The 23,428-nt window shown below is 64.7% G+C and carries 21 protein-coding genes; 11 read left to right on the top strand and 10 right to left on the bottom strand.

Annotated features, from left to right (window positions below; translation table 11 throughout):
* Positions 1 to 94: 94 nt before the first annotated feature.
* From IVB13_RS35635 to IVB13_RS35625, 3 genes are all read right to left on the bottom strand, one after another.
* Positions 95 to 847: a hypothetical protein gene (locus tag IVB13_RS35635; protein WP_026232430.1), complete on the bottom strand. Its 753-nt coding sequence runs from the start codon at positions 845 to 847 to the stop codon at positions 95 to 97.
* 2 nt (positions 848 to 849) lie between these two features.
* Complete coding sequence (locus tag IVB13_RS35630) at positions 850 to 1,641, bottom strand: enoyl-CoA hydratase (protein WP_085351625.1); 792 nt, start codon at positions 1,639 to 1,641, stop codon at positions 850 to 852.
* A 134-nt stretch (positions 1,642 to 1,775) separates the two neighbouring features.
* On the bottom strand, positions 1,776 to 2,981 hold the full coding sequence (locus IVB13_RS35625) for an ABC transporter substrate-binding protein (protein WP_018452962.1): 1,206 nt from the start codon (positions 2,979 to 2,981) through the stop codon (positions 1,776 to 1,778).
* A gap of 254 nt (positions 2,982 to 3,235) precedes the next feature.
* Here IVB13_RS35625 and IVB13_RS35620 point away from each other — a divergent pair, with 254 nt between their 5' ends.
* Together IVB13_RS35620 and IVB13_RS35615 are read left to right on the top strand one after the other, a co-directional pair.
* A complete protein-coding gene (locus tag IVB13_RS35620; RefSeq protein ID WP_018452961.1) occupies positions 3,236 to 4,075 on the top strand; it encodes a thermonuclease family protein in 840 nt (279 codons plus the stop codon).
* A 134-nt stretch (positions 4,076 to 4,209) separates the two neighbouring features.
* The gene (locus IVB13_RS35615) at positions 4,210 to 5,601 is read left to right on the top strand and encodes a M48 family metalloprotease (RefSeq protein WP_018452960.1); all 1,392 of its coding nucleotides are present in this window, start codon (positions 4,210 to 4,212) and stop codon (positions 5,599 to 5,601) included.
* 198 nt (positions 5,602 to 5,799) lie between these two features.
* On the opposite strand, the gene IVB13_RS35610 is transcribed toward IVB13_RS35615, so the two are convergent.
* Positions 5,800 to 7,125 carry an MFS transporter gene (locus tag IVB13_RS35610; RefSeq protein WP_007604615.1) on the bottom strand — a complete coding sequence of 442 codons (1,326 nt, stop codon included), beginning with the start codon at positions 7,123 to 7,125 and terminating at the stop codon, positions 5,800 to 5,802.
* A gap of 181 nt (positions 7,126 to 7,306) precedes the next feature.
* On the opposite strand from IVB13_RS35610, the gene cyoA reads away from it, so the two are divergent.
* From cyoA to IVB13_RS35575, 7 genes are read left to right on the top strand one after another with little or no spacing between them, the layout of a single operon-like run.
* Positions 7,307 to 8,467 (top strand): ubiquinol oxidase subunit II, encoded by a 1,161-nt coding sequence (gene cyoA / locus IVB13_RS35605; protein ID WP_247492206.1) that lies wholly within the window; start codon positions 7,307 to 7,309, stop codon positions 8,465 to 8,467.
* Between the two features lie 11 nt (positions 8,468 to 8,478).
* On the top strand, positions 8,479 to 10,476 hold the full coding sequence (gene cyoB, locus IVB13_RS35600) for a cytochrome o ubiquinol oxidase subunit I (protein ID WP_018452957.1): 1,998 nt from the start codon (positions 8,479 to 8,481) through the stop codon (positions 10,474 to 10,476).
* On the top strand, positions 10,477 to 11,106 hold the full coding sequence (cyoC, locus tag IVB13_RS35595; RefSeq protein WP_018452956.1) for a cytochrome o ubiquinol oxidase subunit III: 630 nt from the start codon (positions 10,477 to 10,479) through the stop codon (positions 11,104 to 11,106). It begins immediately after the preceding gene.
* Positions 11,103 to 11,489 carry a cytochrome o ubiquinol oxidase subunit IV gene (gene cyoD, locus IVB13_RS35590; RefSeq protein ID WP_018452955.1) on the top strand — a complete coding sequence of 129 codons (387 nt, stop codon included), beginning with the start codon at positions 11,103 to 11,105 and terminating at the stop codon, positions 11,487 to 11,489. Before cyoC ends, cyoD begins: the two co-directional genes overlap by 4 nt.
* Positions 11,486 to 12,346 (top strand): SURF1 family protein, encoded by an 861-nt coding sequence (locus IVB13_RS35585; RefSeq protein ID WP_018452954.1) that lies wholly within the window; start codon positions 11,486 to 11,488, stop codon positions 12,344 to 12,346. The genes cyoD and IVB13_RS35585 overlap by 4 nt, the downstream gene beginning before the upstream one ends.
* On the top strand, positions 12,318 to 13,697 hold the full coding sequence (locus tag IVB13_RS35580) for an ATP-binding protein (RefSeq protein ID WP_018452953.1): 1,380 nt from the start codon (positions 12,318 to 12,320) through the stop codon (positions 13,695 to 13,697). Before IVB13_RS35585 ends, IVB13_RS35580 begins: the two co-directional genes overlap by 29 nt.
* Complete coding sequence (locus IVB13_RS35575; protein ID WP_018452952.1) at positions 13,687 to 14,220, top strand: response regulator transcription factor; 534 nt, start codon at positions 13,687 to 13,689, stop codon at positions 14,218 to 14,220. The genes IVB13_RS35580 and IVB13_RS35575 overlap by 11 nt, the downstream gene beginning before the upstream one ends.
* Positions 14,221 to 14,257: 37 nt before the next feature.
* On the opposite strand, the gene IVB13_RS35570 is transcribed toward IVB13_RS35575, so the two are convergent.
* Positions 14,258 to 14,968: a glutathione S-transferase family protein gene (locus IVB13_RS35570; protein ID WP_247492204.1), complete on the bottom strand. Its 711-nt coding sequence runs from the start codon at positions 14,966 to 14,968 to the stop codon at positions 14,258 to 14,260.
* A 109-nt stretch (positions 14,969 to 15,077) separates the two neighbouring features.
* Between IVB13_RS35570 and IVB13_RS35565 the strand changes: the two genes are divergently transcribed.
* On the top strand, positions 15,078 to 15,449 hold the full coding sequence (locus tag IVB13_RS35565; protein WP_018452950.1) for a helix-turn-helix domain-containing protein: 372 nt from the start codon (positions 15,078 to 15,080) through the stop codon (positions 15,447 to 15,449).
* Between the two features lie 135 nt (positions 15,450 to 15,584).
* Here the strand turns inward: IVB13_RS35565 and IVB13_RS35560 are convergent, their stop codons facing one another.
* The 5 genes from IVB13_RS35560 to IVB13_RS35540 form a co-directional block, all read right to left on the bottom strand.
* Positions 15,585 to 16,409 (bottom strand): CarD family transcriptional regulator, encoded by an 825-nt coding sequence (locus IVB13_RS35560; protein ID WP_018452949.1) that lies wholly within the window; start codon positions 16,407 to 16,409, stop codon positions 15,585 to 15,587.
* A gap of 344 nt (positions 16,410 to 16,753) precedes the next feature.
* Positions 16,754 to 17,092 (bottom strand): ferredoxin FdxA, encoded by a 339-nt coding sequence (gene fdxA, locus IVB13_RS35555; protein ID WP_018452948.1) that lies wholly within the window; start codon positions 17,090 to 17,092, stop codon positions 16,754 to 16,756.
* Between the two features lie 132 nt (positions 17,093 to 17,224).
* Complete coding sequence (locus IVB13_RS35550) at positions 17,225 to 17,494, bottom strand: RNA-binding S4 domain-containing protein (RefSeq protein WP_346731672.1); 270 nt, start codon at positions 17,492 to 17,494, stop codon at positions 17,225 to 17,227.
* A gap of 22 nt (positions 17,495 to 17,516) precedes the next feature.
* The gene (locus IVB13_RS35545) at positions 17,517 to 20,933 is read right to left on the bottom strand and encodes a helicase-related protein (protein ID WP_018452946.1); all 3,417 of its coding nucleotides are present in this window, start codon (positions 20,931 to 20,933) and stop codon (positions 17,517 to 17,519) included.
* A gap of 677 nt (positions 20,934 to 21,610) precedes the next feature.
* Entirely contained in the window at positions 21,611 to 22,420 is an 810-nt protein-coding gene (locus IVB13_RS35540; RefSeq protein WP_085384094.1) for a DUF3108 domain-containing protein, read from the bottom strand.
* A 643-nt stretch (positions 22,421 to 23,063) separates the two neighbouring features.
* Between IVB13_RS35540 and rpmB the strand changes: the two genes are divergently transcribed.
* Entirely contained in the window at positions 23,064 to 23,375 is a 312-nt protein-coding gene (gene rpmB, locus IVB13_RS35535) for a 50S ribosomal protein L28 (protein WP_026232426.1), read from the top strand.
* Positions 23,376 to 23,428: the final 53 nt, after the last annotated feature.

Here is a 23,428-nt window from a genome sequence, read left to right as displayed (position 1 = left end):
GCCGGGCCTGTCTCGCCTGCGCGGCCGAAGCCGCTTCGGCCGCGCAGGCGGGACAGGCCTGGCCATGACGACACACGAGAACTAGCGCAAGTGGTCAAGCAGCGAGCCGAAATGTCACGCCGCTCAGCAGAAACTCATTGCCCGCCACCGCGAGCCCCTTGGCCTTGGCGGCATGCAGCACCTGGGCCACATCTGTCACCTGAAACTCCAGCGCGCTCATGATTTCGCTGGCGCCCTTCACGAACCGGAAGGTCGCGTTGGTCAGCTTCAGTTCGACATCGCCACTCGGCGCCACGCCGATGAGCTTGCCCCAATGCTCGGCCAGCCCTTGCGGGTCCGGGCTCTGTATTTCCACGCTCGTCAACGCCTGCGTCACGTCCTTGCGGATGAATTTATGCCAGTCTGGCCCCGCTGGCGGATAAGGCCCCAAAATGTCGTCGCTGCCTTCGGTGTGGTTGAACTCGATGAAGGCGGCGCGACAGTCGCGGGGATGGAGCTGCACGCCGTGATAGGGCGCGTGGTCGATCACGTTGGCGGTGCGCACGCCCAGAGCGTTGGCGTTACGGCCGCGCTCGTCGGGATCGTTGCAGCAGAAGATCGCCATGTAGCCGCCGCGGCCGCCGCTCTTCTCGATGAAGCGGCCGGCCGTGGTGCCCTCCTTGAACGGCGCGACCACCTCCAGCAGGATCGTGTCGACCGGCAGCAGCGCGTTCTCCAGGCCGTATTTCGCGACGTTGCCGTCGCGGTAGCAGACAGCGAGGCCCATGATGTCAGCGATATCCGCGATCACGGGCGCGAGCTGCGGCGCGACCAGGCAGATCTGCCGCAACCGCATATAGGGCGCCATCGTCATGCGCCCTTGAAGGTCGGCTTGCGCTTCTCGACGAACGCCTTTGCGGCCTCCTTGTGATCCTCGGTATCGCTGCAGCGGGTGTGATGGATCGCCTCGCCGTCGAAGCAATCCTCCAGCGCGAGATGCTCGGCATTGTTGATGTTGCGCTTGATGAAGCCAAGCGCGATCGACGGGCCCTGCGCCAGCGACAGTGCGAGCTCGTGCGCGGCCGTATCGATCTCGGCGTCGGGAACAACCTTGGTCACCATGCCGATCGCATGTGCTTCCTTCGCGGTCAGCACCGGCGAGGTCAGATAGAGCTCGCGCGCCCGCGCACTGCCGAGCAGCTGGGTGAGGAAATAGGTGCCGCCGTAATCGCCGGAGAAGCCGACTTTTGCGAAGGCGGTGGTGATCTTGCAGGATTCGGAAGCGACGCGGAGGTCACACGACAGCGCCATCGACAGACCCGCGCCGGCGGCAGCTCCATCGAGCTGTGCCACCACGGGCTTTGGCATCTGGTGCAGGATACGCGACACTTCCATGCCGCGGCGCAGGTTCGCCATTTTCACTTCGAACGGCAGCGGCGCCCGGCCCTCCGCCATCGACTTGACGTCGCCGCCGACGCAGAAGGAGCCGCCCGCGCCCTTGAACAAGACCGCGCGCACCTCCGGATCATCCGCCGCGCGCCGTGCCGCCACGACCAGCCCGGCCACCATGTCCGGGTTGAGCGCGTTCTTGCGCTCGGGCCGGTTCATGGTGATGGTGAGCAGCCCGCCTTCGAGCTTCTGGAGGACCATGTCGTTGCTCATGGGACGTCTCCCTTGTTGTTGTTTGCTTCGGTCTATCGACGCTCGTCATTGCGAGCGAAGCGAAGCAATCCAGAGATGTTTCCGCGGAGACAGTCTGGATTGCTTCGTCGCTTCGTTCCTCGCAATGACGGTGTTTATTTCTTCACCAACGGGCAGCGCGACTGCTCCAGCGACTGGAACGCCTCGCTGCCGGGCACGGTGGCGAGCAGCTTGTAGTCGTCCCAGCGGCCCTTGGATTCCGACGGCTTCTTGACCTCGAACAGGTACATGTCGTGCAGCATGCGGCCGTCCTCGCGGATCTTGCCGTTCTTGGCGAAGAAGTCGTTGATCGGCGTCTCCTTCATCACTTTCATCACCGTCGCAGCGTCGGTCGTGCCGGCTGCCTTCACCGCTTTCAGATAGTGAGTCACGGACGAATAGACACCAGCTTGCGCCGAGGTCGGCGGCCGCTTCATACGCTCCTGGAAGCGCTTCGAGAACGCGCGGGTGTCATCGTTGAGATCCCAGTAGAAGGCTTCCGCCAGCAACAGGCCCTGCGCGGTCTCGAGTCCGATGGAGTCGATATCGGTCACGAAGGCGAGCAGCGGCGAGACCTTCTGGCCGCCCTTGGTGATGCCGAACTCGGCCGCCTGCTTGATGGCGTTGACGGTGTCGCCGCCGGCATTCGCAAGCCCGATCACCTTGGCTTTCGAGGCTTGGGCCTGGAGCAGGAACGACGAGAAATCCGACGTGTTGAGCGGATGGCGCACGCTGCCGAGCACCTTGCCGCCGGTCTTGGTCACGACGGCGCTGGTGTCCTTTTCCAGATCCTGGCCGAAGGCGTAGTCGGCGGTGAGGAAGTACCAAGTGTCGAGGCCCGACTTCACGGCCGCAAGGCCGGTCACATTGGCCTGACCGTAGGTGTCGAACACGTAGTGAATGGTATAGGGACCGCAGGCCTCGTTGGTGAGGCGGATCGAGCCCGGGCCGTTGAACATGATGATCTTGTTGCGCGCTTTCGCGATCTCGCCGGCGGCGAGCGCGGTCGCGGAGGCCGCGACGTCATAGATCATTTCGACGCCCTGATTGTCGAGCATGTCGCGGGCGATATTGGCGGAGAGATCGGCCTTGTTCTGATGGTCGGCAGCCAGCACCTGGATCTTGCGGCCGAGCACCTCACCGCCAAAGTCCTCCACGGCCATCTTGGCCGCGGTCTCGCTGCCGGGGCCGGTGATGTCGGCATAAAGGCTCGACATGTCGAGGATGCCGCCGATCTTCAGTGGCGGCTTGTCCTGGGCCTGCACGGCGCTCGCGCTCAGCGCCAACGCAGCGGCAAAAATGCCCGACAAAACATGCTTCATCGAAAAGACCTCCCTTATCGCGCCGTACTCTGATGGCGGCTTGGTTATTGCTGTTACCGCAATCATGCCGCATGCGCGACAGCGCAGCAAGCGCACGGGACGATGCAGATGAACGATCAACACGCGCTTTCCGCAAAGCGGAATGACGAGATGCGGAAGAGTGCCTCCGCCGTCATTGCGAGCGCAGCGAAGCAATCCAGGATCTTTCCTCGGAGGGACTCTGGATTGCTTCCCTGCGCTCGCAATGACGGAGTATGAACAAACAGTCTTCGCGCCCCACCGCGCTTGAGTTATGGTTGGAGCGCAACGCAACCTTTCCGGGCAACGTGACGCGACTGCTTCATCTCATCGTCGCATGTCTTCTGGTCGCGGCTCGCGGTGCGTCCGCCACGCCGTGCCAGTTCGAGTCCCAGGGCGAAGGCCGCGTCACCGCGATCGATGCGCGCAGTCTGCGTCTCGATGACGGCCGGGAAATCCGCTTGACCGGCATCGAGCCGACCGCAACCACGAAGCAGGCGCTGACGACGCTGCTCGTCGGTCGCGACGTTATTTTGCGCAGCGCCGACGACACGCCCGACCGCTATGGCCGCCAGGGCGCGCTGGTCTTTGTCGGCGAGAGCGACATCTCCGTGCAGGCGACGCTCCTCGCCGAGGGCGACGCCATCGTCTCCGCCGAGATCGCCGATAAGGACTGCGCGGCCGCCCTGATGGCGGCGGAGGCCGAGGCAAGGCGCCAAAAAAAGGGCAGCTGGGCTGACCTGTCGGCCATAAAAAACGCGGAAAGTCCGGACGATATTTTGGCGGGGATCGGGCGTTTTGTGGTGGTCGAGGGCAAAGTCCTGTCGGTCCGGCAAGCTGGGGCAATGACCTACCTCAACTTCGGACGAAACTGGACACGCGGCTTCGCCGTGACTATTTCAAAGCGCATGATACCCGCGTTCGAAAGCGCCGGGATCGCCCTTAAGTCTCTGGAAAATAAGCGTATTCGTGTCAGGGGCTGGGCTGAGGGGAATACGGGGCCGCGTATCGATGTACGCCTCGTGGGACAAATCGAGTTGCTGGGCGCAAACGAGCCGACAGGGGTAAGGCCCTAAAAAGGGCCAGGCACGGGTTAAGCGACGTGAATGGGGTGCTAGGACGGCACGGACGAGGTGAACGCCGCCGCCTGCGGGCAGCGCCGGCTGCGCTATGCCTCGTGCTGGGTTCAGCCCTCGCCGGTTGCGGCGATATGGGCCGGTTCCAGACCGCGGCGGCGCCCCCGACCGTCGCAATGCCCAAGCCGAAGCCGGCCGTCGCGCAGACCCCCGCCACCGAAAAGGAGCACGAGCGCATCCTGGCGAGCTACGGCGGCACATATGACGACCCCAGGCTCGAATCGCTCGTCACCAAGACCGTCGACCGCCTGGTCGCAGCGTCCGACCGCCCCGATCAGGGTTACAGGGTCACGATCCTCAATTCCGGCGCGGTGAACGCCTTCGCGCTGCCGAACGGCCAGCTCTATGTCACGCGCGGTCTTCTTGCGCTGGCGAGCGATACGTCGGAATTGTCCTCCGTGCTCAGCCACGAGATGGCGCATGTGCTGTCCAAGCACGCCGCGATGCGCGAGGACCAGGCCCGCCAGGCCGCGATCGTCACCCGCGTCGTCACCGACATGAGCAACGATCCCGATCTCACCGCGCTGGCGCTCGCCAAGACCAAGCTGACCATGGCGAGCTTTTCGCGCAATCAGGAGTTCGAGGCCGACGGCGTCGGCGTCGGCATCTCCGCCAAGGCCCATTTCGATCCTTATGGTGCTGCACGCTTTCTCTCGGCGATGGAGCGCAATGCCGAGCTGAAGGTCGGCAAGACCTCGCTCGATCCGCGGGCGCAGGATTTCACCTCGTCGCATCCGGCAACGCCCGAGCGCGTGCAGAACGCGCAGACCATCGCGCGGCAATACGCAGCGCCAGAGGGCGGCGAACGCGACCGCGAGACCTATCTCGCCGCGATCGACAATCTCGTCTACGGCGAAGACCCCAGCGAAGGTTTTGTCCGTGGCCGGCGCTTCCTGCATCCGAAGCTCGGTTTCACCTTCCAGGCGCCGGACAATTTTACGCTCGACAACACCGCGCAGGCCGTGATCGGCGTGCGCGACGGCGGCTCGCAGGCGATGCGCTTCGACGTCGTGCGGGTGCCGGCCGAACAGTCGCTGGGCGATTACCTGAATTCCGGCTGGATGGAGGGCGTCGAGAAGGCCTCCACCGAGGACATCACCATCAACGGTTTTCCGGCTGCGTCCGCCACCGCCAAGGGCGACCAGTGGCAGTTCAAGGTCTATGCGCTGCGCTTCGGCAGCGACGTCTACCGCTTCATCTTCGCGGCACGGCAGAAGTCGACCGAGAGCGAGCGCAATGCGCGCGAGACCGTCGGTTCATTCCGCCGCCTGACGCTCGACGAGATCCAGGCCGCGCGCCCGCTGCGCATCAAGGTCATCACCGTACAGCCTGGCGACACCGTGGAATCGCTCTCCCACCGCATGGCCGGCGTCGACCACCCGGCCGAGCGTTTTCGCGTGCTCAACGGGCTCGATCGCAACGCGCAGGTGAAGGTGCGCGATCGTGTGAAGGTCGTGGCGGATTGACGCGCGGTGGTTCCGCAAACTCCGCTGTCGTCCCGGCGTCGGCCGGGACCCATAACCCCAGGGAGCAATTTGGCGGGCGCTGGTCGTTCGGGATTAAGAACACCCGCGTTCGATAGATCACGCGGTATGGGTCCCGGCCCCCGTGCGCAATTGCGCACTAGGCCGGGACGACATTCGCTTGTAGCTGCAGCTCACGCCCTAACCGCCCGCGTCCATATCGCCGGCCTCGCGCTGGCCGCTGAGCCAGAGCGCGAGCAAGGTCCAGAACGCGCCTGACAGCAGGTACGCACCCGAGGCGATGACGCCGAGATTGGTCGCCAGCAACAGAGCGACCAGCGGTGCAAAGCCTGCGCCGAACAGCCAGGCCATGTCGGAGGTCAGCGCCGAGGCCGTGTAGCGATACGCCTGCTTGAAGTTCGAGGCGATCGCACCCGAGGACTGGCCGAACGAGAGGCCGAGCAGGATGAAGCCGATCACCATGTAGATGGTCTCGCCGAACGCGCCGGCATCGAGCAGCTGCGGGGCAAAGCCGCTGTAGATCGCGATCGCGATCGCCGATCCCATCAGCAGCGACTTGCGGCCGACGCGATCGGCGATGACGCCGGAGAGCACGATCGCGCCGACGCCGAACACGGCGGCGACGATCTCGATGATCAGGAAGCGCACCGGGCTTTCGCGGGTGAACAGGAACACCCAGGACAGCGGAAACACCGTGACCATGTGGAACAGCGCGAAGCTCGCCAGCGGCGCAAACGCACCGAGCATGATGTTCTGGCCTTCGCGCGCCACGGTCTCGGAGATGCGCGAGGGTTGCAATTCGCGGGTCTCGAACAGCGAGGCATATTCTTCCGTCGTCACCATGCGCAGGCGCGCGAACAGCGCCACGACGTTGATGGCGAAGGCGACGAAGAACGGATAGCGCCAGCCCCAATCGAAGAAATCGTCGGCCGACAGATTCCCGGCGAAATAGGCGAACAGCCCGCTCGCCACGATCAGACCAAGCGGCGCACCAAGCTGCGGCACCATCGCGTACCAGCCGCGCTTTGAAGGCGGCGCGTTCAGCGCCAGCAGCGAGGCCATGCCGTCCCAGGCGCCGCCCCAGGCCAGACCCTGTGCGATGCGCGCCAGCGCCAGCAGCCAGATCGCGGCAGCGCCGATCTCGTGATAGCCGGGTAGGAACGCGATCGCGACGGTGGCGGTGCCGAGCAGGAACAGCGCCGAGATCAGCTTGGCCGTCTTGCCGTACTCGCGGTCGACCGTCATGAAAATGACGGTGCCGATCGGCCGCGCCATGAAGGCCAGCGCGAAGATCATGAAGGAATAGAGGGTGCCGGTCAGTTCGCTCGTGAACGGGAAGACCAGGCGCGGGAACACGATCACCGAGGCGATCGCGAAAACGAAGAAGTCGAAGAATTCCGAGGTGCGGCCGATGATGACGCCGATGGCGATCTCGCCGGGACTGGCCTGGTCGTGGCCGTGCTCGCCCGAGTGGTCTGCCATTGCGGGGGTCTGTGCCATCGCCATTCGCGCGCCCTTAACGTTCTGAAACCAAAGCCGACTGCCCGGCGAGGCGCCAGGCAATCGAATCCTGTCTGGCGCAACATCCCGCACTGCAACATTGGACAAATTGTCCAATGTTGGGATTGCTGCGCCGCAGCTACCCCTTGGCCCCGCAAAAGAAACTCATTCTCATAAGGCTCGGCCCGTGTCCCGTTTCAAGATCCTGGCGATGCTACCCTTGGCGGTTATGCTAAGTGGCTGCAACTACGTCGTGCTGGCGCCGGCCGGCGATATCGCGGCGCAGCAGCGCGACCTTGTCATCATCTCCACCGTCCTGATGCTCCTGATTGTCGTCCCCGTGATGGCCCTGACGGTGCTGTTCGCCTGGCGCTACCGGCAGTCCAACACCGACGCCCGCTACGAGCCGGAATGGGACCACTCGACCAGCCTCGAGCTGGTGATCTGGTCGGCGCCGCTTCTGATCATTGTTTGCCTTGGCGCGCTGACCTGGATGGGCACGCACCTGCTCGACCCCTATCGCACGCTCGGCCGCATCCATGCCGACCGCGCAGTCGACCAGTCCAAGGCCCCGCTCGAGGTCGACGTCGTCGCGCTCGACTGGAAGTGGCTCTTTATCTATCCGGATTACGGCATCGCCACCGTCAACGATCTGGCAGCTCCCGTCGATCGTCCGATCAACTTCCGCATCACCGCGTCCTCGGTGATGAACTCGTTCTACATCCCCGCGCTGGCCGGCCAGATCTACGCAATGCCGGGCATGGAGACCAAGCTCCACGCCGTCGTGAACCACGTCGGCAGCTATCGGGGCTTTTCGGCGAACTACAGCGGGGCCGGCTTCTCCGGCATGCACTTCAACTTCCAGGGTCTCGACGACAAGGGCTTTGACGCCTGGATCGCCAGCGCCAAGTCCGGCGGCGGCTCGCTCGGCCGCGCCGAATATCTCCAGCTCGAAAAGCCCAGCCAGAACGAGCCGGTGCGGCGCTACGGTACCGTGGATTCCGATCTCTACCGCCTGATCCTCAACATGTGCGTCGAGACCGGCAAGATGTGCCAGAGCGAGATGATGGCGATCGACGCCAAGGGCGGCCTCGGCCATGAGGGCCTGAACAACACCCTGCCGCTGGCCTACGACAAGTACGCCCGCCGCGGCACCGCGCTTGGGCCGGAGCCGACTTTCGTCGCCGGCACCTGCACGCCCGATGCGCCGCAGGGCAGGACCACCGCTTCCATCACGGCACCTGTCGACACCGCGCCGCTGCTCGGCGCCGGCCTGAAGCGGCCGAGTTTCACGCCGCTGAAGTCCTCGTCCTTCTTCCTCGGACAACGTCCGAAGTCAGATTCGTAAAGAGATCCCGCATGTCTCCTGATCTTCTCAAGCTCATCTTCGGCCGGCTCACCTTCGAATCGCTGCCGCTGCACGAGCCGATCGTCGTCGGCACGTTTGCCGTGGTGGCGACCGGCGGCCTCATCATGCTCGCCGGCCTGACCTATTTCCGCGTCTGGGGTTATCTCTGGAGCGAGTGGTTCACCAGCGTCGACCACAAGCGCATCGGCATCATGTACATGATCCTCGGCATCGTGATGCTGCTGCGCGGCTTCGCCGACGCGCTGATGATGCGGTTGCAGCAGGCGCTCGCCTTCGGCGGCTCGGAGGGCTATCTCAACGCCCATCACTACGACCAGGTCTTCACCGCCCACGGCGTGATCATGATCTTCTTCGTGGCGATGCCGCTGGTCACCGGCCTGATGAACTTCGTCGTGCCGCTCCAGATCGGCGCGCGCGACGTGTCGTTCCCGTTCCTGAACAATTTCAGCTTCTGGATGACGGTCGGCGGCGCGGTGCTGGTGATGGCCTCGCTGTTCATCGGCGAATTCGCCCGCACCGGCTGGCTCGCTTATCCGCCGCTGTCGAACATCGGCTACAGTCCGGATGTCGGCGTCGACTATTACATATGGGGGCTACAGGTCGCGGGCGTCGGAACGACACTGTCCGGCATCAACCTGATCTGCACCATCGTCAAGCTGCGGTGCCCCGGCATGACCATGATGCGGATGCCGGTGTTCACCTGGACCGCGCTCTGCACCAACGTGCTGATCGTCGCTTCCTTCCCGGTTCTGACCGTCGTGCTCGCGCTGCTCTCGCTCGATCGCTACGTCGGCACCAACTTCTTCACGAACGATTTCGGCGGCAGCCCGATGATGTACGTGAACCTGATCTGGATCTGGGGTCATCCCGAGGTCTACATCCTGGTTCTCCCCGCCTTCGGCATCTTCTCGGAAGTGACCTCGACCTTCTCGGGCAAGCGGCTGTTCGGCTACACCTCGATGGTCTACGCCACGGTGGTCATCACCATCCTGTCGTACCTGGTCTGGCTGCACCACTTCTTCACGATGGGGTCGGGCGCCAGCGTCAACTCCTTCTTCGGCATCACCACGATGATCATCTCGATCCCGACGGGCGCGAAGATGTTCAACTGGCTATTCACGATGTATCGCGGCCGCATCCGCTTCGAGCTGCCGATGATGTGGACGATCGCGTTCATGCTGACCTTCGTGCTCGGCGGCATGACCGGCGTGCTGCTCGCGGTGCCGCCGGCCGACTTCGTCCTGCACAACAGCCTGTTCCTGATCGCGCACTTCCACAACGTAATCATCGGCGGCGTCGTGTTCGGCGCGTTCGCCGGTATCGGCTACTGGTTCCCGAAGGCGTTCGGCTTCAAGCTCGACCCGTTCTGGGGCAAGCTGTCGTTCTGGTTCTGGGTCACGGGCTTCTACCTCGCTTTCATGCCGCTCTATGTGCTCGGACTGATGGGCGTGACCCGCCGGCTCCGTGTGTTCGACGACCCGAGCCTGCAGATCTGGTTCATCGTCGCCGGCATTGGCGCCTTCCTGGTCTTCCTTGGCATCCTCTCGATGCTGATGCAGTTCGCCGTCAGCTTCCTCAGGCGCGAGCAGCTCAAGGACGTCACCGGCGATCCCTGGGACGCGCGCACGCTGGAATGGGCGACCTCCTCGCCGCCGCCGGCCTACAACTTCGCCTTCACCCCCGTCGCTCACGACAACGACGCGTGGTGGGACATGAAGAAGCGCGGTTATCAGCGCCCGCTCACCGGGTTCAAGCCGATCCACATGCCGAGCAGCACCGGCACCGGCATCATCCTCGCCGGCTTCGCCACCGCGATGGGATTCGGCCTGATCTGGTACATCTGGTGGCTGGCGGCCGCGAGCTTCATCGCGATGCTCGCCGTCGGCATCGGTCACACCTTCAACTATCACCGCGATTTCGATATTCCGGCCGAGGACGTCATCCGGGCCGAAGACGCGCGCACCAAGCTGCTCGCCGGAGCCAAGTAAATGACTGTCGCTGTCAATCCCACGCAAACCGGCGAGCCGGTCTTCTACCTCGCCGACGAACACCCGCATCCGGAAGGCTACAGCACCTCGCTCGGCTTCTGGATCTATCTGATGAGCGACTGTCTCATCTTCGCGATCCTGTTCGCCACTTTCGGCGTGCTCGGCGGCAAATACGCCGCCGGCCCGGCGCCGAAGGATCTGTTCGAGCTGCCGCTGGTCGCGGTCAACACCTCGATGCTACTGCTGTCGTCGATCACGTATGGTTTTGCCATGCTGACGATGCAGCAGAACAAGATCGCGCAGACCCAGATCTGGCTGGCGATCACCGGCCTGTTCGGAGCCGCATTCATCGGCATCGAGCTGTCCGAGTTCGCCCACATGATCCATGAGGGCGCGACGCCGCAGCGTAGTGCTTTCCTGTCCGCCTTCTTCACCCTGGTCGGCACCCATGGCCTGCACGTCAGCTGTGGCCTGATCTGGCTGGTGACCCTGATGGTGCAGGTCTGGAAGTTCGGCCTGATCGACGCCAATCGCCGCCGCCTGATGTGCCTGTCGATGTTCTGGCACTTCCTGGACGTGGTCTGGATCGGCGTCTTCACCTTCGTCTATCTCCTGGGAGTTCTGCGATGAACACCGATACTCACGCCGCCCACGCGGACGATCATCATCACGGCGACAGCCACGCCAATGCCCACGGCTCGTTCTCGACCTATATGCTCGGCTTCGTGCTCTCGGTCGTGCTCACCGCGATCCCGTTCTGGCTGGTGATGAGCGGCGCGCTTCCGAGCAAGCAGATCACCGCGCTGGTGATCATGGCCTTCGCGGTCGTGCAGATCGTCGTGCACATGATCTACTTCCTGCACATGAACACGACGTCAGAGAACGGCTGGAGCATGATGGCGCTGATCTTCACCATCGTCATGGTGGTGATCGCCCTGTCGGGTTCGCTGTGGGTGATGAACCACCTCAACAGCAACATGATGCCGATCCACCAGATGACCGGGATGAAATGAACGAGACCCGGACCGTGACGAGCGAGGCAAACGGGACGCGCAGCAACGCAGCGCGCCCGCCCTTGTGGCTCACGATCCTCTCGCTCACGGCCATTGCACTTCTGATCGCGCTCGGCGTCTGGCAGATCGAGCGCCGCGCCTGGAAGCTGGCGCTGATCGATCGCGTCGAGCAGCGCGTTCATGCCCCGGCCCAGCCGATCCCCTCCCCGGCGGCATGGCCGACCGTCTCCGCCGCAAACGACGAATACAGACACGTCAGCGTCTCCGGCCGGTTCCTGCATGACCGCGAGACCCTGGCTCAGGCCGTCACCGAAGAAGGCCCGGGCTATTGGGTGCTGACACCGCTCAGGCGCGACGACGGCACGCTGGTCCTGGTCAACCGCGGCTTCGTGCCGTCCGACCGGCGCGATGCGTCGACGCGCTGGGACGGCAACCCGCAAGGCCAGGTCGAGATCACCGGCCTGTTGCGCGTGACGGAGCCAAAAGGCGGATTCCTCAGAAACAACGTGCCGGAGCACAATCGCTGGTACTCGCGGGATGTCGCAGCGATTGCGACGGCACGCGGCCTCGACCACGTCGCGCCCTTTTTCATCGATGCCGACGCTCGATCACAATCCGGCAGCGGCCCAATCGGCGGATTGACCGTGATCAGCTTTCCCAATAACCACCTGATCTACGCGCTGACGTGGTTTGCTCTGGCGTTCATGCTGGCCGGCAGACTTTTCGTCACATTCGGCGGCGGGCTGTTCCGCCGCAAGGAGCCCTGGAGCGGCTTCGCCCACGAAGCGGCCGGCGGCCTCGATGCTGTCGCCCGCAGGACGGGATCAGATGCTGGAACGATCGGCGAGCCCACCTGACAACGGAAGAACGCACAGCGCCGTCACGCTGCAATCGCAGGCGGACGCGCGCAGCGAGCTGATCGGCACAGCGCCAACCGACGACGAGACCAACCGCAAGAACATGGCGCTGCTGATCCAGCTGCGCTGGACCGCAGTGGTCGGCCAGATCGTGACCATCGGCGGCGTGCATGTGTGGCTCGGCATTCCCCTGCCCCTCACCCGCATGGGCGCGGTAATCGGCGCCCTGATATTTCTCAACATCTCCAGCCTGGTCTGGGTGCGCCATCGCGCCGCGATCACCAACAATGAGTTGCTGGTCGCCCTGATGCTGGACGTCGCCGCGCTGACCGCGCAGCTTTACCTCAGCGGCGGCGCCACCAATCCCTTCACCTCGCTGTTCCTGCTCCAGGTGACGCTGGGCGCGGTGCTGCTCGATGGCCGCTCGACCTGGTCGCTGGTCGCCTTGACCTGCGCGAGCTTCGTCTGGCTGACCGTCGCCTACCGACCGCTCGATCTGCCGCCGAACCCGCTGAGCGAGACCTACACCCTCACGGTTGCCGGCATGCTGCTGGGCTTCGTGCTCAACGCCGTGCTGCTGGTGGTGTTCGTCACCCGCATCAACAGGAATTTGCGCGAGCGCGACGCGCATCTGGCGGCGCTGCGCCAGCATGCCGCCGAGCAGGATCATATCGTGCGCATGGGCCTGCTCGCCTCCGGCGCGGCTCACGAGCTCGGCACGCCGCTCGCCTCGCTCTCGGTCATCCTCGGCGACTGGCGCCGCATGCCCGACCTCGCCGCCGATCAGGAGCTGGCCGAGGACCTCGAGGAGATGGAGACCTCGCTGCAACGCTGCAAGTCGATCGTGACAGGCATTCTGGTGTCGGCGGGCGAAGCCCGCGGCGAGGGATCGTCGCCGACGACGGTGGCGGCTTTCGTCACCGCGCTCGTGGAAGAGTGGCGCGACGCGCGCTCGGCGCGCACGTTGTATTTCGTCAACACTTTCGGCGAAGACGTCGCAATCGTCTCGGACGTCGCGCTGAAGCAGGTGATCTTCAACGTGCTCGACAACGCCTACGAGGTCTCGCGCGACTGGGTCGAGCTCGTTGCCGGGCGCGAGGGCGATCATCTCGTGCTGTCGATCAGCGATCGCGGCCCCGGCTTTGCGCCGGAGATGCTGGCACAGCTCGGAAAGCCCTATCAATCGAGCAAGGGCCGCGCCGGCGGCGGGCTCGGCCTGTTCCTGGTGGTGAACGTGGTGCGCAAGTTAGGGGGCAGCGTGACCGCCGAGAACCACAGGAAGCGCGGCGCTACGGTCCGCCTCACGCTGCCGCTCGCAACGCTCGCGATCGGAGGCAGCTTTGACGCCTGATCGTTCGCTCGTCGTCGTCGAGGACGATGCCGGCTTCGCCCGCACCCTGAAGCGTTCGTTCGAGCGCCGCGACTACGAGGTCGTGCTCGCCGCCTCGATCGAGGATGTGCGGAAAGTCCTGGAGGAGCGATCGTTTGGCTATGCCGTCGTCGACCTCAAGCTCGGCGGCGCCTCGGGACTGGCCTGCGTGGAGCTCTTGCACACGCACGATCCGGAGATGCTGATCGTGGTGCTGACGGGCTTTGCCAGCATCTCCACCGCCGTCGAGGCCATCAAGCTCGGCGCATGCCACTATCTGGCAAAGCCGTCGAACACCGACGACATCGAGGCCGCCTTCAACAAGGCCGCAGGCAATGCCGAGGTCGCGCTCGACGCCCGGCCGACATCGATTAAGACGCTGGAGTGGGAACGCATCCACCAGACCCTGATCGAAACCGATTTCAACATCTCGGAAGCCGCAAGGCGGCTCGGGATGCATCGGCGGACGCTGGCGCGGAAGCTCGAGAAGCGGCCGGTGAAGTGAGGAGGAGCGGATCGAAGCCGCTCCTCCTCTCCACTGGTTAGGCTTGCTTGCCATATCGCGCGATGACGTCGGCCAGGGCGGTGTGGCCTGCGCAGGATCCTGTTCCCGGATCATTGCTGCCGCTCTCCACGGCGGTGGCGTAGATGACCCCGGGATCGGCCTCGAGTTGTTGGCGCAGCGCGGCCAGCTTTGGCCAGCGGCTCCTGTCCGCGACAGCGTGGAAGTCGAGCCAGCGCGCCACACCTGCCAGCAAGGCGTCCGCGAGGGTCGGCCGGTCGGCGAGCAGGAACCTTGCCGGCTCGATCATGCCTTCGAGCTTGTCGTGACGTTCGATCACCTTTCTCCTTCCGAACTCCCGCAAGGCCGAACGCATGGCGTCGTCCATCGCCACGCCTTCCATTGCGACCCAAAGCGGCGCGAAGGCGCCGGTAAAGCCGGTATTCACGAACGCCATCAGCTGGTGCATGCGATCGGCTTGCGGCGACAACGGATCAAAGCTGATGCGCCGTTCGGTATCCCTGGCTTCGAGCCAAGCCGCGATCGCCATGGTTTCCGTCAGCACATCGCCCTGGTCCGTTATAAGTGCAGGCGTCTCGTGTCGCGGATTGATCTTGGCGTATGACGGGCTCAGCATCTCGCCCAGCATGTCGACGCGACACAGGCGATATGGCCTGCCAAACCATTCAAGAGCTGCAACGAGTCCCATGGAGCTTCCCATCGGGAAGCCGTAAAGTAGGATTGGATCCATCGATCTATTCTCCGTGATTTCTGATGATCACGCTGCGCAGCGGTCCCGAACCCTAGTCGCTCGCTCCATCAAGTAAATTGCGAACATTTTTGTAACCTGGAGCCCGCCGATGAAAGATCTCGTTTCGAGATGTCCCATCGAGGAAGTGATGCAGATCCTGAGCGGCCGGTGGCCTACGCTTCTGATCTACTATTTGAAACAGGGCACCAAACGGTTCAGCGACTTGCGTCGGGACAATCCGACCATCTCGCACAGGATGCTCGCCCTCGAGCTTCGCAAGCTGGAGGACGCCGGTATCGTGACTCGCACGGAATTCGACGGATACCCGTTGAGGGTCGAGTACGATCTGACCGCCGCCGGCCACACCTTGGTGCCGTTGATCGATGCGTTGGGCGCCTGGTGGTCGACGGTTGCGACTGACGCGCGCGGAGACGACCGCGAGACCGGGCGCGGCGCTTCGGGAAGCGCATCGCGGGTTTGATCCTGCTCAGGACCGCATAGGCTCAAAGCAATTCCGCCCGCTGACGTCCCCGAACCGGGGCGGTCAGCGTCTCCAAAACAAAAAGCCCGGCCGTAAGACCGGGCTTTGATCTGTTGCGTTCGACGCGCGAGACGCTTACGCGGCCTCGTCGGCGACCGTGGCGCCGCCCTCGGTCTCGTCGCTATCGCCCTCGGCGTCCGCATCGGCCTCGCCTTCGGCGGCTTCGGACTTGGCGCCAGTGCGGCGCGGGCTCTTGGCGAGCTGGGCCTCGATCTCCTTGACCGCTTCGGTCTCGGTCGAGTGCTGCACCACCGCGATCTCGCGGGAGAGACGGTCGAGCGCTGCTTCATAGAGCTGGCGTTCGCTGTAGGACTGCTCGGGCTGCGACTCGGAGCGATAGAGGTCGCGCACGACTTCCGCGATAGCGACGATGTCGCCCGAATTGATCTTCGCTTCGTATTCCTGGGCGCGGCGCGACCACATGGTGCGCTTGACGCGGGCACGGCCCTTGAGGGTCTCGAGCGCACGCTTCACCAGCGCGGGGTCGGAGAGCTTGCGCATGCCGACATTGGCGACCTTGGCGGTCGGCACGCGCAGCGTCATCTTGTCCTTGATGAAGTTGATGACGAACAGCTCGAGCTTCGCGCCGGCGATCTCCTGCTCCTCGATGGCCAGAATCTGGCCGACGCCGTGAGCGGGATAGACGACGAATTCGTTGGCCTTGAAGCCCTGACGCTGGGTCACAACCTTCTTTTCCTCGACCTTCGGCGCAACAGCCGCGGGCTTCACGGCCGGCTTGGCGGCAGCAACAGGGGCCTTGGCAGGAGCAGCAGCAACAGGAGCCTTTGCGGCGGGCTTGGCAGCGGGAGCCTTGGCAACAGCGGGCTTGGCGGCGGGCTTGGCGGCAACAGGCTTGGCAACGGTCGCTTTCGCGGCCGGCTTGGCAGTCTTGTTAGGCATTGCGCTTCTTTTGTTCTTCGAGGACTTTGCAGCCGGCGCCTTCGTCGCGGTCCGACCCTTGGATGCGCTACGGCTGGCCGCGGCGACTTTCTTGGCGTCCTTATGGGAAGCCTTCGCTGAAGTACTCTTTTTACGCGTTTTCTGTGACACAGCCTGCGCGCGGAAACTGCCACGCCCCTGTTCGACATTTGGTTTCACGGGAACCCAACGGGGCCGACGGGGCTAACCAGGGTTCGGCTCAATGTGCCCAATATAGCACATTTCCCGCAAAAATCAATGATTTAGGGGTGTTAAGGCCTAGTTTTCGGCGGTAAGGCCGCTAATAGGGTTAAGTTTGACCCGAATTAGTCGCCGGAGCCGGGGTTCGGCGAGAAATACTTGTCGAACTTGCCCTCCATGCCGTCGAAATCCTTGGCGTCGTCGGGTGATTCTTTCTTCTGGGTGATGTTCGGCCAGCTCTTGGCGTAGTCGGCGTTGACCGTGAGCCACTTTTCCAGGCCCGGTTCCGTGTCCGGCTTGATGGCATCGGCGGGGCATTCCGGCTCGCACACGCCGCAGTCGATGCACTCGTCAGGATGGATGACGAGCATGTTCTCGCCCTCATAGAAACAGTCGACCGGGCAGACCTCGACGCAGTCGGTGTACTTGCACTTGATGCACGCTTCAGTGACGACGTAAGTCATCCAACGCTCCGAAAAGCTCTTTTAAAAGTCGCGGCTTGCGTAGCGCGGATGGCCCGGCGCCGCAAGCTCAGGAACGGCCGATCATGACGGCTTTATGCGCTTGATCGACCAAGAAATGAATTCAAAGCGCAATTAATTGCGCTGAGAACTTGGCGGGCCTTCACCGAGCTCTTCGTAGAGCACACAGGCCGAGGCGGCGTCGCCGCGGCGCTCGTTGAAGGCGATGACTTTCAAGACGCGCACGGTGCGATCGAGCGCGATGGTGAGCACGTCGCCGATCTTGATCGCATGCCCCGGCGATTTCTCGCGTGCACCGTTGACGCGAACATGGCCGGACTCGACAAGCGCGGCCGCGGAGGTGCGCGCCTTCACCACCCGCGCGTGCCACAGCCATTTGTCGATGCGCTGCCGCTCGGTCGTGGGCTCACTCCTTACGCCCGGACAGCTGCTCCTTCAGCGCAGCGAGCTTCGCGAACGGCGAGTTCGGATCGACCGGACGATCGCGCTCGCGCGGGGTGGCGCTCGATGCGTAGGGACGCAGCGACGGTCCGCCCTGGCGGTCGCGGCCCTTGTCGCGGTCGCGGCCACGGTTATCGCGGCCCTTGTCGCGATCGCCGCCGAACTTGCCCTTGTTGCGGTCCTTGTTGTCGCGGTCCTTGTTGCCGCCATTTTTGCCCTCGAAGCGGCGGTTCTTGTCGTCGCGGCCCTCGGGACGCGGCGCAGCTTCGGCGCTACCTTCTCGCGGCTTGCGGAAGTCCCTGCCACCATCTCGACGATGACCGCCGCCATGGCGATGGCGCTCACCGCGCTTCTCGCCGTCGGCGGCAGGCTGGGCTTCGCCTTCGGCAGGCGCAGCGCCGGCTTCAGCGCCCGCCTGTGGACGCGGCTGGTGATGACGCTGGTTGCGATGGCGCTCGTGGCGCGGCTTGCGATCATCGTGACGGCCCGCGGGACGCCAGACCTCGATGAGCTCGGGCTCGGCGGGCGCGGCCGCGGCTTCCACCGGCGCTGCCGCATCGGCCGACGCAGCGGCTTCAGTTGCAGCGGTCTCTGCAGGCGCGGTTTCGGCAGGTGCGGTTTCGACAGCTTCAGCGGGGGCAACAGGCTCTTCCGCAGGTGGCGCGATGCCGGGAGCGTCTTCCGGCGTGACGGAAGCTTCGAGCGCCGGCTCGTCATGCGCGGGCTCGTCGTGCTGCTCCATCCCGGGCGCGTCTTCGACGGTCACAGGCTCGGCAGCGGCTTCGATCGCGGCATCCGCAGGGGTTGCGGCGTCCTCGACCGGCGTTTCGGTTGCGGGCGTCTCTTCGCTGGAGGCTTCAGCAACAGGCGCCTCAGCAATAGGCGTCTCGACAACAGCCGCGGCGGGCTTCGCCGGCAGCGGCGGGCGCTTGTCCATGCGATAGCCGAGCGCACGCAGCACGGAGGCAAAGTCTTCGCCGGCGGAGCCGGTGAGCGAGGTCATCGCCTGCGTCACCACAAAGCTGCGGCCGTCGAATGCCCCGGCGGGCTTTTCGCCAGACGCGTTCTCGCGCCAGGCCAGCGCCGGACGGATCAGATCGGCCAGGCGCTCGAGGATATCGACGCGCACGGCGCGCTCGCCGGCCTGCTTGTAGCCGAGCACGCGATAGGCATCGCGCGGCAGCTGCTTGTCGACCGGGAACGAGGTGCGGCCCGAGCTCGCCAGATGCTGCGCGCCCGACAGCGCGGAGGGATCGACATTGTCCTGCTTCAGCGCCCAGAGCAGCGCGGCCAGCGCACGCCCGGCCGGCTTGAGCAGGCCGGGGAAATAGAGGTGATAGGCGCCGAAGCGGACGCCGTATTTGCGCAAGGTCGCGCGCGAGGGCTGGTCGAGATCCTTCAGCTCGTTGGCGATCTTCGGGCGCTCCAGCACGCCGAGCGCCTCGACGAGCTGATAGGCGATGCCGCGGGCGATGCCGGTGACGTCCTCGGCCTTGCTGAGCTCGAACAGCGGCCCGAGCAGCTTTTCGATATGCGTCTTGAGCCAGAGCTCAAGCCGCGCCTGCACCTTGTCGCGGGGGGCGCCCGTGAGGCGTTCGTCGGAGATGATGCGGATGCGCGGATGCAGCGCTTCCTCTGCGGCAGACAGCCGCGCCACGGCGTCGCCGGTCCAGCGGATGATGCCTTCCGAGGTCAGCACGAACTGCTCGTCCGGTGCGTTGCCCAGTTTTTCGGCGCGCGCGTTGATCTCGCCGGCGAGCACGGCCTGCGCTGCAGCCTGCAACGCTTTCGCATCGGAGCCGGCTTCCGCCGCATCCGGTGCAAAGGTGAAGCCATCGAGGCGGCCGATGACATGGCCTTCGACGATGACTTCGCCGGTCTTGCCGATTTCCGTATTCAAGCTCGTGTTCTCCCGCAGGCGGCGCATCAATACACTGGTCCGGCGATCAACGAAACGCTCAGTCAAGCGTTCATGGAGCGCATCCGATAATTTATTTTCGACCTCGCGGGCGATCCCCTGCCAGCGTTCGGGGTCTTTCAGCCAGTCGGGGCGATTGGCGACGAAGGTCCAGGTGCGAATCTGCGCGATCCGGGCCGACAGCGTGTCGATATCGCCGTCAACGCGGTCGGCCTGGTCGATCTGGGTCCTGAACCAGGCGTCGGGGATGCATCCCTTCCGCATCAGGAAGCCGTACAGCGTCGTCACCAGCTCGGCATGGGCGGCCGGCGACAGCTTTCGATAATCCGGGACCTGGCAGGCCTCCCACAGCCGTTCCACGGCGTCCTTGCCATGCGCGACATCGCGCACCTCGGCGTCGCGGGCGGCGTGGTCGAGCACGCGCATGTCCTCGGCAATCGGCGCGCGCGTCAGCGCCTCGTGGCCGGGGGCCAGGTTCAGCGAGACCTGGAGCGCGCCGAGGGAAGCAAAATCCAGCTTCGAATTGCGCCATTGCAAAACCTTCACGGGATCGAAGGTGTGGTTCTGCAGCGCATTGACGAGCTCGGGCTCGAACGGGCCGCAGCGGCCGGTGGTGCCGAAGGTGCCGTTGCGGGTGGCGCGGCCGGCGCGGCCGGCGATCTGAGCGAATTCGGACGGCGTCAGGCGGCGGAACTGGTAGCCGTCGTACTTGCGGTCGGAGGCAAAGGCGACGTGGTCGACGTCGAGATTGAGGCCCATGCCGACGGCGTCGGTGGCGACGAGGTAATCGACCTCGCCGTTCTGGAACATCGCGACCTGCGCGTTGCGGGTGCGCGGCGACAGCGAACCCAGCACCACGGCGGCGCCGCCATGCTGGCGGCGGATCAGCTCGGCGATGGCGTAGACCTCGTCGGCCGAGAAGGCGACGATGGCGGTGCGGCGCGGCTGCCGCGTGATCTTGCGATCACCCGCGAATTCCAGCTGCGACAGGCGCGGCCGCGTGATCATGGAGACGCCCGGCAGCAGCCGCTCGATGATCGGGCGCATGGTCGCAGCGCCGAGCAGCAGCGTCTCGTCGCGGCCGCGGCGATTGAGGATGCGATCGGTGAAGACGTGGCCGCGTTCCAGATCGGATGCGATCTGCACCTCGTCGACGGCAAGGAACGAGACGTCGAGATCCCGCGGCATCGCCTCGACGGTCGAGACCCAATAGCGCGGCGCTTTCGGCTTGATCTTCTCCTCGCCGGTCACGAGCGCGACGGCGTCGGGGCCGACCCTTGCTGCGATCTTGTTGTAGACCTCGCGCGCGAGCAGGCGCAGCGGCAGCCCGATCATGCCGGAGGGATGCGCGAGCATCCGCTCGATGGCGAGATGGGTCTTGCCGGTGTTGGTGGGACCAAGCACCGCAGTGACGCCGGCGCCGGGAAGCCGCTCGGAAGCGAAGGGGGAGGAGGAAAAAGGCATCTGGGGGATTAGGTAATGGCGATTGGGGCGAATGTCAGTGCTGTTTTGGGGCGGTGGCGCGAAGGGCTCGCCTCACACACTGCTGTCCTCGCCCGGCTCGACCGGGCGATCCAGTATTCCAGAGGCGGCGCAGATCAAACCGAGAGGGCGCGGCGTACTGGATGCCCCGGTCAAGCCGGGGCATGACGGCGGAGAATGCGGCGCCTCTCCCTGAACCCAGCGCAACTGTCTCACTTTGCGACGCTTTTCCCGTTGGCTTTAAGCTTCGGAACGAGTTGAGAACGAATCGCGGCCGAATCGCTGACTCCCCCTTGAGTCCTGTTCCGTTCACGCAAGATGTCGCGGGAGGCTTGTGGGTTCGCACTAGATGGAGTTTTGCTCCGCCGCACAAGCGACGTTTCGATGGCGGATTCGTTAAAGCTGGGGACGGCGCGGAGTCGAATCAGAATCGGGGAGGAGTCAAATGGATTCCCGGTTCTCGACCCCCTCCAAACAAAATGCGCGAAAACAACCCCATGCACAGTAGGCATGTTGTTGAAATCATTGATGTTTATTTTCACCAAAAGGGAGGTCCGTAGCCCGCATGGAGCGGAGCGCAATGCGGGGGCCGAAGCAAAGAACCCCGGATTACGCTGCGCTCCATCCGGGCTACGGCAGCGGGGCTACGGCACCCAGCCCTACTGCGTCTTCGCGACCTTGGGCGGCTGGGCGCTGGTGATGAAGCTGGTTGCTTCCAGCATGGCCGGCCCGAGCGGGGTCGGCACTTTCAGCCAGAACGGGACCAGGATGCGCGTGCCGGCGATCGGTGCGAACGCGACCTCGATGTTGCGCTGGGCGGCGAGATATTTGATCACCGGACGGTCGGGGATGTAGCCGGCGATGGGCACGAAATAGAGCGAGCAGACCACGACCTGGCCGTGATAGCCCTTCTCCGCCTTCACGTTCTCCATGCGCTTGAAATCGAGCTTGAGCTCGTAGCGCATGCGGCCGTCGAACACGGCGGCGCTGCCGTGGCAGGCGTCCGCCGACAGCACGTCGCCGGTGCCGGATACGCGCACCAGCGAGGCCGTCATCGGGTCCCAGACGCCGCGGCGATGCGCGTCGGTGACGACGATGCGGTCGGGATCGACCGGCGGCTCCGGCAGGATGGCAAAATCCTTCACATTGCCCTTGTCGAGCGTGATGCGGATCTCTTCGGTCTTCTTCGAGGTGGTGGTGGAGGCCTGATAGCCGGTCGCGACCAGCGCGCCGTTGACCACGCGGCCCTGCGAGGCGCCGGTGCCGGACCCGCCCGCGAAGGATTTCAGCAGCCCCGAGGTGCCGCCGGAGGCCGCGGCCGCGAACACATCGTCCTGGATGTCGATGTTCCAGGCGCCCTTGCCGACGGGAATGCCCGCCAGCGTCGCCTCATATTGCGCCTCGAGCTTGCCCTGCGCCGCCGCGGGCTCCGCCGCCCACGCCAACACCAGCCCGCCAAGGGCCGCCATGACCCAGCGGCCGGCAGAGCGAGGATGGCTTACGCGCGGATTCCTCGCGCGCCGCTCCGCTGAGCGCAGCTCTTTTGGGCGCAGGCTCGGCGCAAGATGAGGCGTTGTGAGCACGAAACAATCCAATCGGGGCGCGAACGGTTGTTACTTAAGCCAAATACCGCGCCAAGCAATGCGTCCGGGCCTGTCGGCGTCCGGAACTCCACCGGACTTTTCGGGCGCGAATACGCCCTTTATGTGATGGTAAGGCGCGATAATCATTGCCGTTTTGGTGATCGGGGGTGGGACTGAAAGCGCACCTCACCCCGCCACCTCCACCGCCGTCATGCCCCGGCTTGACCGGGGCATCCAGTACGCCGCGGCCCCTCTGGTCAGCCGCACCGGCGCGGAGTACTGGATCGCCCGGTCCCGGCTCCGCCAAGGCTACGCCGAGGCCCACACGGGTGCTCGGCCCGCCGAAGCTTCAGCGAAGGCGGCGAGCCGGGCGATGACAGCTACCTTGGAGCACGAAACCCGCCCCAAAACCTTGACGTCCCGCCGCTTCCCCCCTATACGTCCGCCCGCTCCCTGCAAGGACAGAGAATTTGCCCGTGGCGCCCCGAATGGCGGCCGCACATCGTTGGGAAAGATTGAGGATTTTGCCATGTCTCGCCGCTGCGAATTGACGGCCAAGGGCCCCCAGGTCGGCCACACGGTCAGCCACTCCAACATCAAGACCAAGCGCCGCTTCCTGCCGAACCTGGTCAACGTGACCTTCATCAGCGAAGCGCTGGGCCGCAACGTGCGCCTGCGCGTCTCCACCAACGCGATCAAGAGCGTCGACCACAATGGCGGCCTCGATCCCTTCCTGCTCAAGGCCAAGGCCGCCGTGCTGTCGCCCCGCGCCCTCGAGCTGAAGCGCGCCATCCAGAAGAAGGTCGGCCCGACCCCGGCGCCGGAGAAGAAGGCGAGCTAAGAATTTTCGAATCGGGCGAGGGCTTGCGTCGCGAGGCGTAGGCTTAGCTGGAA

The organism is Bradyrhizobium sp. 17 (assembly GCF_023073515.1).
Taxonomy (GTDB): Bacteria; Pseudomonadota; Alphaproteobacteria; order Rhizobiales; family Xanthobacteraceae; genus Bradyrhizobium; species Bradyrhizobium canariense_D.
Note: the sequence above shows the minus strand (reverse complement) of the source record. Positions and strands in the feature narration are given on the sequence as shown.